10 protein-coding genes are annotated in these 12,334 nt (G+C 29.6%); 6 read left to right on the top strand and 4 right to left on the bottom strand.

All coding sequences use genetic code 11. The features are described from left to right. Position 1 precedes the first annotated feature (1 nt). A complete protein-coding gene (locus F7018_RS02080) occupies positions 2 to 724 on the bottom strand; it encodes a polyprenol monophosphomannose synthase (protein WP_150898315.1) in 723 nt (240 codons plus the stop codon). 51 nt (positions 725 to 775) lie between these two features. On the opposite strand from F7018_RS02080, the gene F7018_RS18835 reads away from it, so the two are divergent. From F7018_RS18835 to F7018_RS02050, 6 genes are all read left to right on the top strand, one after another. After that, positions 776 to 1,450, top strand: coding sequence for a DUF4271 domain-containing protein (locus tag F7018_RS18835; protein ID WP_150898314.1), 675 nt, complete (start codon positions 776 to 778; stop codon positions 1,448 to 1,450). A 12-nt stretch (positions 1,451 to 1,462) separates the two neighbouring features. Continuing rightward, on the top strand, positions 1,463 to 2,209 hold the full coding sequence (locus tag F7018_RS02070; RefSeq protein ID WP_150898313.1) for a uroporphyrinogen-III synthase: 747 nt from the start codon (positions 1,463 to 1,465) through the stop codon (positions 2,207 to 2,209). Between the two features lie 120 nt (positions 2,210 to 2,329). Then, on the top strand, positions 2,330 to 3,010 hold the full coding sequence (locus F7018_RS02065) for a DUF2064 domain-containing protein (protein ID WP_150898312.1): 681 nt from the start codon (positions 2,330 to 2,332) through the stop codon (positions 3,008 to 3,010). 82 nt (positions 3,011 to 3,092) lie between these two features. Further along, positions 3,093 to 6,206: a TonB-dependent receptor gene (locus tag F7018_RS02060; protein ID WP_175578614.1), complete on the top strand. Its 3,114-nt coding sequence runs from the start codon at positions 3,093 to 3,095 to the stop codon at positions 6,204 to 6,206. A 76-nt stretch (positions 6,207 to 6,282) separates the two neighbouring features. Beyond that, a complete protein-coding gene (locus F7018_RS02055) occupies positions 6,283 to 7,167 on the top strand; it encodes a sterol desaturase family protein (RefSeq protein ID WP_150898310.1) in 885 nt (294 codons plus the stop codon). Between the two features lie 41 nt (positions 7,168 to 7,208). After that, positions 7,209 to 9,296, top strand: a complete 2,088-nt coding sequence (locus F7018_RS02050) for a S46 family peptidase (protein WP_150898309.1) — start codon at positions 7,209 to 7,211, stop codon at positions 9,294 to 9,296. Positions 9,297 to 9,357: 61 nt separating this feature from the next. Here F7018_RS02050 and F7018_RS02045 read toward each other — a convergent pair whose 3' ends face one another. The 3 genes from F7018_RS02045 to F7018_RS02035 form a co-directional block, all read right to left on the bottom strand. Further along, positions 9,358 to 10,617 (bottom strand): BamA/TamA family outer membrane protein, encoded by a 1,260-nt coding sequence (locus tag F7018_RS02045; RefSeq protein ID WP_150898308.1) that lies wholly within the window; start codon positions 10,615 to 10,617, stop codon positions 9,358 to 9,360. Beyond that, the gene (locus F7018_RS02040) at positions 10,617 to 11,282 is read right to left on the bottom strand and encodes a hypothetical protein (RefSeq protein ID WP_150898307.1); all 666 of its coding nucleotides are present in this window, start codon (positions 11,280 to 11,282) and stop codon (positions 10,617 to 10,619) included. Before F7018_RS02040 ends, F7018_RS02045 begins: the two co-directional genes overlap by 1 nt. 64 nt (positions 11,283 to 11,346) lie before the next feature. Beyond that, the gene (locus F7018_RS02035) at positions 11,347 to 12,303 is read right to left on the bottom strand and encodes a glycoside hydrolase family 113 (RefSeq protein ID WP_394350025.1); all 957 of its coding nucleotides are present in this window, start codon (positions 12,301 to 12,303) and stop codon (positions 11,347 to 11,349) included. Positions 12,304 to 12,334: the final 31 nt, after the last annotated feature.

Below are 12,334 nucleotides of genomic sequence, written 5' to 3'. Positions count from 1 at the left end.
ATTATTTTGGTAATCCCTTTAACCTCATTTTTATAACACCAAATAGAGCTTCTGATATAATCCCTCCACTCATTTTTGATTCTCCTAAAGTTCTATCAGTAAAGATAACTGATACTTCTTTTATTTTAAATTTATGTTTCCATGCTTTAAACTTCATTTCTATTTGAAAAGCATATCCAACAAACTTAATTTTATCTAACTGAATTGTTTCTAATACTTTTCTTTTCCAACATACAAAACCTGCAGTAGTATCATGAACTGGAATTCGAGTAATAAAACGAACATATTTAGATGCAAAATACGATAATAATACTCTACTCATTGGCCAGTTAACCACATTTACCCCAATAGAATAACGTGAACCAATAGAAACATCAGCCCCATCAACAGAACAAGCTTTATACAACCTATTCAAATCTTTCGGATTATGAGAAAAATCGGCGTCCATTTCTATAATATAATCGTAGCCTTTTTTTATAGCCCATTTAAACCCATGAATATAAGCAGTACCTAAACCATTTTTTCCTGTTCTTTTTTCAATATAAAGTCTCTCTGTAAACTCTTCTTGCAAACCCTCAACTATATCAGAAGTTCCATCGGGTGAGTTATCATCAACAATTAAAATATCGAATTCTTTCTCTTGACTAAAAGTTTCTCGAATTATTGCTTCTATATTTTCTTTTTCGTTGTATGTAGGAATTATAACTAAAGCGTCTGACTTCATGTAATTTTCATCTAAATCTGGGCAAATATACACTAAATAATCACTAATTTTGTGTTAATTAAATACGATAAAAAACAAATACTATTGCAAGCTATTGAACGTACAATAACCAATGATAACTGGATTACTCTAGTAATTCTTTTTGTTATTATCTTATTAGCTATAATGAAATTAATTAAGCCCAATAAGCTATTAGGATATGCTTTGGCTTTTTTTACCCCTGGTTTTTTTCAAAAAAAAGTTCAAAATAACGTTTCTATTTATTCACCTTTTCATTTGTTATTATTTTCTTTTTCTTCTATCGTAATATCATTGTTTCTTTTTTTTGTGTTTACTCCAAAAATTTATGATCAAAGCTTTTTAAATTACCTAATATTACTCGCTATTATTAGTCTTTATTTTTTTATTAGAAGAGTATTAGACTTTACTTTTTCTAACATTTTAGGCTTATCATTAGTCACAAAATATTTCTTATACACGAAATCTGGTTACCTTTATACACTAAGTTTATGGCTATTTCCTGCTATAATTCTCTATCAATATGCCTTTAAGGAAAACTTATATTTACTCAGTTTTTTCCTTATTTTATTTGCTTTCAGAGGCTTTTTAATTTTACTTAATAACAAAAGATTAGTTATAAGTAAGTTGTTCTATTTTATTTTGTATTTTTGCGTCCTTGAAATAGCACCGCTATTAATTCTTTATAAAACAACAACAACTACGTAAAGAGAAAGTTATATGAAAGTTAAAACTATTTTAGTGTCTCAACCTGCTCCTAAGACAGAAACCTCTCCTTATTTTGACTTAGCTGAAAAACAAAAAGTAAAAATTGATTTCCGCTCGTTTATTCATGTAGAAGGAATTTCTGTAAAAGAAGTAAGAGCTCAAAAAATTGATTTAAACAATTATACAGCTATTATTTTGACAAGTAGAAATGCTGTAGATCATTACTTTAGAATAGCTGAAGAAATGCGTTTTACTGTTCCTGATGATATGAAGTATTTCTGTCAATCAGAAGCTGTTGCATATTATTTACAGAAATATGTAGTATACAGAAAGCGTAAAATTTATGTAGGTAATAGAACATTTCCTGAATTAACTAAGTTAATTAAGAAACATAAAGATGAGAAATTCTTATTGCCTTCTTCTGATAAATTGAAGCCATTAATTCCTACTGAATTAGACAAATTAGGTGTTGATTGGAAACGTGCTGATTTATATAAAACTGTTGTAAGTGATTTATCTGATTTAGAAAATGTTTTTTATGACATCTTAGTATTCTTTAGTCCTTCTGGTATAGATAGTTTATTTAAAAACTTCCCTAACTTCAAACAGAATGATACAAGAATAGCTGTTTTTGGTAATACAACTATTAAAGCTGTTAAGGATAGAGGATTGCGTGTAGATATTGCTGCACCAACTCCAGAAACTCCTTCTATGACTATGGCTTTAGATAAATATATTAAAGAAGTTAACAAAAAGTAAAACTACTTTGACAAGTATAAAAAACCATCAAAAAAATTTGATGGTTTTTTTTATGAATTACTGTAAAGAACCTACCTTTTACTCGACTATTAAAGCCTTGTAAAAACAGAGTTTCTTTAAATGATTCATTATCAAAAACAAACTGCAATTTTATTATTTGCTTATTCTCCCGAGAAAGAAGCGAATCATAAGGTTTTTGAAAAAAGTAAGAAACTCTTTCAGCAGTTAAATCAAAAAACATTTGAAAAAGCACAAAAAACAGGAACTGATGTTTTAGTAATTACCGAAAAGCAACAAATAGGTTCAAGTTTCGGTGAACGATTTGCAAATGCTATTCAAACAGTTTTTAATAAAGGTTACTTGCAAATAATTACCATAGGTAATGATAGTCCAAATTTAAAGACTTCACACCTTTTAAAAGCTTTACACAATTTAGAAAACGGAAATGCGACTTTAGGCCCTTCTTATGACGGAGGCACTTATTTAATTTCCTTAAACAAAGAACAGTTTTCTTTAGAAGCATTCAAAAAAATAACTTGGAATACCCATAAAGTATTTTCTGAGTTAAAAAATTATTTTGTTAAGCGAAACATCAATATTACACAACTTGCTTACTTAGCAGATATTGATTCAAAAAAAGACATCTACTTTTTTATAGATCAATTTAAAAACTCTTTTTCTCTTCTAAGAGAACTTATTGAGTTAAACACTAACAAAGTCATCTCATTTCTTGAGAATCTTTATACATCTAAAAGTTATTCTTATTCTTTTTTTAATAAAGGTTCACCAATTACTCTTTAATTATCATACTTACATTGAAGTTTTTCTTAATAGAAACTCTTCTCTACATCAATTCAATAATTAAAGTCAATACTTAATTCACGTGAAAACTAAAATTAATGTAATTATACTGTTGCTTTTAACAGTAAGCATTTATGCACAAGAAACAACTGGTAATTTAGAAGGAAAAATAGTTGACATTACCAATGAAGCAATTCCTTTTGCCACAGTAATAATAAAAGATACTGAAACCAATTTTATATACGGAACCACCTCTCAAGAAACAGGTCATTATGTAATTGCTAACATCCCTCCAGGAAATCAATATATTGTGGAGATTAGCTTTGTTGGGTTTCACACTTACAAATTAAACAATGTAACTATTAACTTAGGGAAAACCACTCTATTAGACATTGAACTAAAAGAAGAAAGTACTGCATTAGAAGAAGTAGTAATTACTGGTACTTCTTCAAGAAAAAATGGTACTGTTATAAATGCTCAAAAATTACTAAAAACACCAACTATTAGTAGAAGTGTACAAGATTTAACTAGAAACTTACCAGAAGCAAACTTAAACTCTTTTGGAGGAGCTAGTAATCGTTTCAATAACTTTAATATTGATGGTATTGCAAGTAATGATGTAGTTGGATTTCAAGAACCTGCTAGTGGTGCTGCTGGCTCTTCTGCAAATGGAACTCCTGGAAGTTTATCTCGCAGCCAACCTATTAGCTTTGGGGCTATTAAAGAGTTGTCTGTAAAAACTTCTCCTTTTGATGTTAGTGTTGGAAATTTTACAGGAGCCAATATTAATGTTGTTACCAAAAACGGTACAAACACTACTAAAACAGAAGTTTATGGTTATGGGAACAATCAACTTTTGGTAGGGTCTTATGCTGACGGAATTAAACAAGATGTAAATAGTTTTTACGATGTTCAATTAGGTGCCGGTATTGGAGGTGCTTTAAAAAAAGACAAACTATTTTATTATGTAAATGTAGAACAAGCATTAAGTAAAACCCCTTTAATTGGAGCTCCAGGAACTAATGGTTCTAATATTAGTAAACAAACTGTAACTGATATTGCCAACAAACTTCAAAATGATTACAACTACAATCCTGGTGCTTTTGAAAGCAGCGATATAAAAACTGCTTCTACTAAAATTTTTGCTCGTTTAGATTATAATATTTCTAAGAAACATAAACTTACTTTTAGAAACAATTTTGTAAAAAGTTTTGCTGATAATTTAGAATGGAATCAAGCTGTTTTCAACTTTGGTAATCAAGGATATCGACACAATAGTATTTTAAACAGTACTACTTTTGAATTAAATTCAACTTTATCTGAAAATACTTCTAACATACTAACCATTGGTTATACCAAAGTAAAAGAAGACAGAAGTTATGATGGAAGAGTGTTTCCTCATATAGAAATTACGGATACTTCTAACAGAATCTTTGCTGGAACCTATAGAGAAGCATCTATTTACAATACAAACTTGAATACCTTTCAGCTAACTGATAAGTTTACTTATTATAAAAACAATCACACTATTACTGGTGGATTGTTATTACAATACAACGATATCGATTACGGTTTCCTAACCGCTTGGAATGGACGTTGGGCTTATAAGTCTGTTGATGATTTTTTAAATGATAAACCTTCAAGAATTCGTGGTGTATACCATGTAACAAATAATTCTTTCGATTTTGTAAACAATCGTCCTTCAGCAACAATTGATGTATTAACCTCAGCTATTTACGTACAGGATAAAATTCGTTTAAACGATAAATTAACTGTTAACTTTGGTTTACGTTTAGACAATCAATTATTATTAGACGAACTTCCCTTAAGTCCTTTAGTAAAAAACACTCCTGAGTTTAGTCAGTTTACCAATAAAATTAGTGCTAAACCACATGTAAATCCTAGATTTAATTTTAAATATGTTTTAGATCAAGATAGAAAATATACTATAGAAGGGGGAAGTGGATTATTTACAGGACGTATTCCATATTTATGGTTTGCATATGCTGAATACATTTCTGGAACCGATTATTTTAATGTAGATATTAGACCTGGTGGAAACACAGTTCAATTAGTAGAAAATTTAGGTTCATTAGCTGCTCAACAACCTGGATTAACAGAAATTAATTTAATTGATAATGATTTCGAATTACCTAGAGAATGGAAAACACGTTTAAGTTTTGAAGCTAAACTTCCTAATAATTTCCGATTTACAACGCAAGCAACTTATACAGAAGTTTTAAAAGGCATTTACTTTCAATCTATCAATCGTCGTTTAGATTTTAGTAATTATTCTGGAGCAGATACACGTCAGTTTTATAACGGAACTAGAGTAAACAATAACTTCACTAATGTTTTTTTACTTAGTAATACCAACAGAGGTTATCGATATAATTTAACTTTTGGATTACACAAAGAAGACAAAAACTACAATGGTTTTATTGGGTATACTTATGGGAAAAGTAAAGATATTTCTAGTACTGTAAGAAATTCCTCTGCAGCGAATTTTGAATGGAATCAAGCTATTAATTCTCATAATCCTAATTTATCATTTTCTAACTTCGACTTACGTCATAAATTAGTATCCTCTCAAGGTTATAATTTCAATTTTAAAAACAAACATCAACTACAAGCTTCCTTACTATATACAGGAACTTCTGGTAGTCCATATTCGATCGTATATCAAGGAGATGTAAATAGAGATGGTTCGTCTCGAAACGACTTAGTATATATACCTGCAAACCAAAGTGAAATTAATTTACAAGACATTACTGATGGAACAGGAAATGTAATTGTTTCTTCTCAAGAGCAATGGAATCGATTAAATAATTTTATAAACAACAACGAATATTTACGAAATAATCGCGGTTCTTATGCGGAACGAAATGGAGCAAGAACACCATGGAATCATCAATTAGACGCCAAATTTTTATACAACATACCATTTAAAAACAACAACAACTTACAAGTGAGTTTAGATATTTTTAATGTATTAAACTTACTAAATAAAGATTGGGGGCGATTGGTTTATGTACCAAACGTAGTAAACTCTAGTTTTAACTTATTAGAATTTAAAGGTGTACAAAACAATCAACCAGTATATCAATTTACTATTGATGAAAATGCAAAACCTTGGGTTACCGATGCTATTAACTCACGTTGGAAAGCCCAATTAGGATTGAAATATCAATTCTAGTATTTGTAACTCTTGTAACAATTTAAAAACGTTTATTTCAGTAACTTTGAAATAAACGTTTCTTTTAAAACAGAATATGGATAAATATTTAGACATCATAAAAAGCTCTTATTCCAATTACTGGAACTATATTAAACAATCTGTTTTAATGGAACTAAATTGGGAGAATTATTTCTATGGCTTAATTCTAATTTCATTAATTGTTTGGACTTTAGAAATTATCTTTCCTTGGCGTAAAAACCAACCTCTTTTTAGAAAAGATTTTTGGCTAGATACATTTTACATGTTCTTTAATTTCTTTTTATTAAATCTTATTGTTTTAATTGCGTTGTCTAATACTGCTGCTGAATTATTTAATGATATTCTTGGCTTGGTAGGACTTTCTATTAACAACTTCCAATTATTCGATATCAATACATTTCCTTACTGGGCTAGATTATTTGTGTTTTTTATAGTAATTGATTTTGTACAATGGTTTACACATACACTCTTGCACAAGTACGAATTTTTATGGAACTTTCATAAAGTACATCATTCTGTAAAACAAATGGGATTTGCGGCTCATTTACGTTATCATTGGATGGAACCTGTTGTATACAATTCTATGAAATATATCCCCTTAGCTATTATGGGTGGATTTACAGCTCAAGATGTAGCCATAATTCATTTCTTTAATATTATGATTGGACATTTAAATCATGCGAATATTAATTGGGATTATGGTTGGTTGAAATATATTTTAAATAACCCAAGAATGCATATTTGGCACCATGCGAAAGAACTACCAGAAAACAGAAGAACAGGAGTAAACTTTGGGATTACCTTAAGTATTTGGGATTATATTTTCAAAACCAATTATATACCTCATGATGGACGTGATATTGAAATAGGTTTTGAAGGTGAAGAAGAATTTCCTAAAGACTTTATTGGTCAAGAAATATACCCTCTTAACAAAAAATAATTTGCGTCTTTGTATCTTTATCGAATTAAAATTAACATTCGATGAAATATATAAAAATTCTATTCCTTTTTATTGTTGTTCAGGTTTCTGCTCAACAAGGTGGAATGTGGATTCCTTCTCTCTTAAAGGGAATGAACGAACAAGAAATGAAGTCTTTAGGTGGTAAATTATCTGCCAAAGATATTTATAACGTAAACAAATCTAGTTTAAAAGATGCTATAGGGCACTTTAACGGTGGCTGTACTAGTGAAGTAATTTCTCCTAAAGGGTTAATTCTTACAAACCATCACTGTGGTTTTGGACAAATTCAATCACATTCATCATTAGAAAACGATTATTTAAAAGATGGTTTTTGGGCAATGAATGAAAAAGAAGAATTGCCTAACGAAGGTTTATATGTTGAATTTATTGTACGTATCGATGATGTAACTAAAAAAGCTTTGGTTGGGGTTACAGATGCAATGACTGAACGTGAAAAACAATCTACTATTGATAAAAACATCAATAACCTTAAAAAAACTGCTAAAAAGAAAGATTGGCAAAATGTAAAAGTTCGTCCTTTTTATAAAGGAAATCAATACTTTCTATTTGTTACTGAAAAATTTGAAGATGTTCGTTTAGTTGGGGCTCCACCAAGTAGTATTGGTAAATTTGGAAGCGATACTGATAACTGGGTTTTCCCACGTCACACTGGAGATTTTTCTTTATTCAGAATTTATGCTGATAAAAATAACCGTCCTGCTAAATACAGTAAAGACAACGTTCCTTACAAACCAAAACACTATTTACCTGTTTCTTTAGACGGTGTTGAAGAAGGTGATTTTACAATGGTATTTGGTTTTCCTGGTCGTACTAATGAATATTTACCAGCTGTAGCAATTCAACATATTACACAAGAATTTAACCCTAGTAACATTGCTATTAGAGAAGCGGCTTTAAAAGAAATAGATGCACAAATGAAAGCCAGTGATGCTGTTAGAATTAAATATGCATCTAAACAAGCACGTATTGCAAATGCTTGGAAAAAATGGATTGGTGAAAACTTAGGTATCAAAAAAAGTAATGCTATTGCACAACGTAAAGCTTTTGAAGAAACCTTTAAAAAGGCTTTAAAAGAAAAAGGACTAGAAGATAAGTATGGTAAAATTTTACCTGAATTTGAAAAATTATATAAGGATTTTGCTGCTATTAATATTAAAAGAAGAAATTTTATTGAAGTATTTTTAGTTACCAATGAACTAATGCAAATGGCTTTTAGAGCTTATCAATTAGAGCAAGTTGCTTTAAATAAACCTGAAAATTTTGAAAAAGCTAAAAAAAGATATATTGCTCGTTTGAAAAGAATCCATAAAAATTACGATGTAAACGTAGATAAAGGTGTTTTTAAAAATGTAATGCCATTATATTCTAAAAACGTTGATGCTACGATATACAATAAAACTAGTTTTACCGATTTAGACAAAGCCTTAAAGTTATTGGAAGGTGATGCAAAACAAGTAGTTGAGAATTTAAATAAAGATGCAGCATATATATATGCTAAACCAATGGTTCAGGAATTTTACACTAAAATAAACCCTGAATACCAGTATAAAAACCAACCAATTACTGCTTTACAAAAACAATATATGAAAGCCTTAATGGAAGCTCTACCTAATGCACGTTATTTTCCAGATGCTAATAGCACTTTGAGAGTAACTTACGGACAAGTAAGAGGGTACTCGCCAAGAGATGCTGTGTATTATAACCCAGTAAGCTATTTAGATGGTGTAATAGAGAAATATGTTCCTGGTGATTATGAATTTGATGTTCCTAAAAAGCTACGTGACTTATATGACGCTAAAGACTATGGACAATATGCCGATAAAAACGGAAAAGTTCCAGTATGTTTCTTAGGAACCAACCATACAACTGGAGGGAATTCTGGAAGTCCAGCAATTGATGCTGAAGGAAACTTAGTTGGTTTAAATTTTGATCGTGTATGGGAAGGAACTATGAGTGACATTAATTACGACCCTGAAATTTGTAGAAATATCATGGTTGATCTTCGTTATGTATTATTCATAGTTGATAAATATGCAGGAGCGAAACATCTAATTGACGAAATGAAATTAGTTCATCCTAAGAAGTAGTTTTTAATAAAACAAATATATAAAAGTGAAGTTCTTAATTGAATTTCACTTTTTTTGTTTGTTAGAAATATTGTCCTATCCCAAAAACAAAACCTTTAGAAGCATTTTTGGTAAGTCCAACACCATAATCTATTCTAAACACAGCATTAAATACTTTTTTATTTATAAATCTTAATCCAACACCAGAATAAACTCTAACATTTTCCGATTTTAAAAAGTCATTTAAACTACCTCCAGGGGTTCTCCAAGTACCAAAATCATTAAAAACATTACCTTGTAACACAAGCCAATTATTTTCATATAAGGTATGTCTATACTCTGTATTCCATACAATGCTTCCCGTTCCTCTATCAACTAAAATTCCCACTCCACGTAAATTTACATTATTATCTAAGGCAAACGGAGCAAACGGGCTTTTTACATTTGACGATAATCCTATACGTAATCTATTTGCCCAATTTCCTTTTTTTCCAATTCTCTTGTAGTAGAATAAGTCGTTCCAAAAAATTAAAAAATCTTCTTGATACTCATTTTCAGAAATTACATACTGACCGTATAATTGATTTTTAAAACCACTTATGTATTGATAATAATAATCTAAAACATCATATGTATAGATTGTTTTAAACAACCATTTATTCACATTCAATTGTAAAGGAACACTTGGCGCTGTATCACCAGATAAATAATCATATTTCTCTTTAAAATAGTTTACACCTAATTGTAAATTATTTTTGAAATCCATCTGGTACAAACCTAAAACTTCATAAGACGTATTTTGATACTTATAATTAGCTGTTTTATCATCAAAATACAAAGGCTCTTCACTTATCCAGTTTTGATGATTTAGAGCAAGTCCCCATTTATTAGAGAATAATGTAGGTGCTCGAAAGTTAATTCCATAAGAATTGAATCCATTATTCTGATAAAAACCTCCAAAAGCTATATTTCTACCTAAAAAATTATACTCATACAATCCTATTTTATAGGCAGTTTTATTGGTTGTTGTCCAAAGATTAAACTCTGGTATTATTGTAAAATTCTCTTCTACATTAATAAAAACATTGTATTTATTATCGTGAGAATAAAAAACTTGAAAATAAGCATGTGATATTGCAGGTAATCTTTTTAATCGAATCATATCGTTAACTAATAAAACCGAATCGACCTTAGTATTTACCTTTGTTTCTATTATTTTTTTAATCTCTGATATTTTGGTTTTTTTGGCTCCTTTAACTTTTATATCCACAATAATTTTTTCTTGTGAAAAAGTGACAAGACTATAAAATATTACGATTAAAAAAAATAGTTTCTTTTTCATTATTCTGCTTTAATTTTTTTTTGAATCACTAAATTCACCCAATTATCTTCACTAACTCCCATCATTGTAAATCCATAATCTTTTCCTTTAATTAAACTAGGTGGTGTATTTCTTGTCACATTTAAAACTACATTAGATAGGTTATAATATTGAAAACATTTTTCATACGTATAAGTACCTGACAATAGATTATTTTCAGCATCAGTGATTACTTGAAAGTAAATAGCATTTTCTTTTACCATTCCATCCATCCATGAAAACTTAGGCATTAAATTTTGTTTAGTATTCAAAGTAACCATGTCAGTCCATTCAGTAGGTTTTGTTGTGTTTTTTAATCGGATTGGGTTGGACTTATGAAATTTCCCTTCAGTTTTGTAAGTTACTATACACCATGTTTCTGTAGATGAAGTTTTCAAAAACCTACCTAAATACCCATTAAAAACATCTTCCTTAGGCAACTCTTTTTCTTTATAAAGTGAAAAATTATTTTTATCATCTTCAACATTAGCTGTTTCAAAATATTTAATCTCTGTAGCTCCTACTTCTGGATAATAAAATATATATGATGTATTATTTTCTGATTCTTTACTAGCTGCACAAGCAATTACTTCATCCACTAATAAACTAGAATTTAGATTAAGATAATCTTGTAGCGTTACAGGCATCACTTTCTCATTATTCTCTGAGCAAGAGAAAAAAACAAATGAGGAAAATAGTAAGAATAAAAACTTATTGCTCATATAATTTTCTAATTAATTCTTCTGTAGGTTTATTCTGAGGCGTAAATCGGTTATTATTTTTACCTCCAACTTCTTTATGTTTATGAAACCATTTCCAAATAAAACCTCCTGCAAACCAATCTTCTTTCCAAAATTGATTGTATAATGCTTGTGTTGCATTCTTTTGGTTTTCTAAATTTATTTCACCTTCAACCCTATGAGCCTCCCATGGTTTCTTTCCTGCATAATTTATACTTCTATAACCATACTCTGTAAATAAAACAGGTTTATTTACCTTCTCCCTAACTCTCAAAATCTCTTTCTTATGCGGCCCCCATCCTTTTTCAAATTCTTCTAAAGTTGGTGATTTCTTTTCGCTTAAGGGAAAATATGCATCAATACCTATATAATCTATTTCTTCCCAAAATGGCACTCTTTTAAACTCATCCCAGTTGGCAGCATAGGTTAACTTTCCTTTATATACTTTCCTTACTTCTTTAATTAACTTATCCCAGAATTCTGGTCTATTAATTACAAATTGTTCCAACTCAGTACCAATACAAAAAACATCAGCTTTTAATAGTTCTGCTGTTTTTGCATATGTTAAAATAAACTCTAAATATGAAGCTTCCAAAGTTTTCCAATTTTCTTCAGAATTCATTTTTATATAACCTGTAAACTCACCTCTCCAAACCCAAATTTGAGGTTTTATCATTAAACTAATTCCTTTTTTCTGAAATTCTTTTGCATATTGAATTATACCTTCTTCTGTTTCACCGAACCACTGTCTTTTAGTATTATGAATTACTTCAGGAGAAGACAAATCTTTTATAAAACCAAAAGGCATCAGCGCTACATAATTCGCTGATGCCTTTATCAAAGGGGATACATGTTCGTGACTAATTTTTTCTGGGGATGCCACAAAACTAATTCCATTTATTTTCTTTGTTTGGCTCTTACAAGACAAACATATGAGGTATATTAAAAGGAGCTTATAA

The sequence above is a fragment of the Tenacibaculum aiptasiae genome (assembly GCF_008806755.1).
GTDB classification, from domain to species: Bacteria; Bacteroidota; Bacteroidia; order Flavobacteriales; family Flavobacteriaceae; genus Polaribacter; species Polaribacter aiptasiae.
This window is presented reverse-complemented; position numbering and strand designations above follow the sequence as displayed.